Origin of the sequence: Escherichia sp. KCJ4928, from assembly GCF_004352695.1 — a bacterium.
Taxonomy (GTDB): Bacteria; Pseudomonadota; Gammaproteobacteria; order Enterobacterales; family Enterobacteriaceae; genus ECMA0423.
In genome coordinates, this window is record NZ_SJWV01000779.1 from 1 (window position 1) to 255 (window position 255).

Below are 255 nucleotides of genomic sequence, written 5' to 3' on the forward strand. Positions count from 1 at the left end.
TAGAACGCGGTATCATCAAAGTTGGTGAAGAAGTTGAAATCGTTGGTATCAAAGAGACTCAGAAGTCTACCTGTACTGGCGTTGAAATGTTCCGCAAACTGCTGGACGAAGGCCGTGCTGGTGAGAATGTAGGTGTTCTGCTGCGTGGTATCAAACGTGAAGAAATCGAACGTGGTCAGGTACTGGCTAAGCCGGGCACCATCAAGCCGCACACCAAGTTCGAATCTGAAGTGTACATTCTGTCCAAAGATGAAG

The 255-nt window shown here is 47.8% G+C and carries 1 protein-coding gene; it reads left to right on the forward strand.

Translation table 11 applies throughout. The features are described from left to right. Positions 1–255, forward strand: a 255-nt coding sequence (locus tag E0D98_RS26740; protein ID WP_240723800.1) for an EF-Tu/IF-2/RF-3 family GTPase, incomplete at both ends; no start/stop codon positions are given.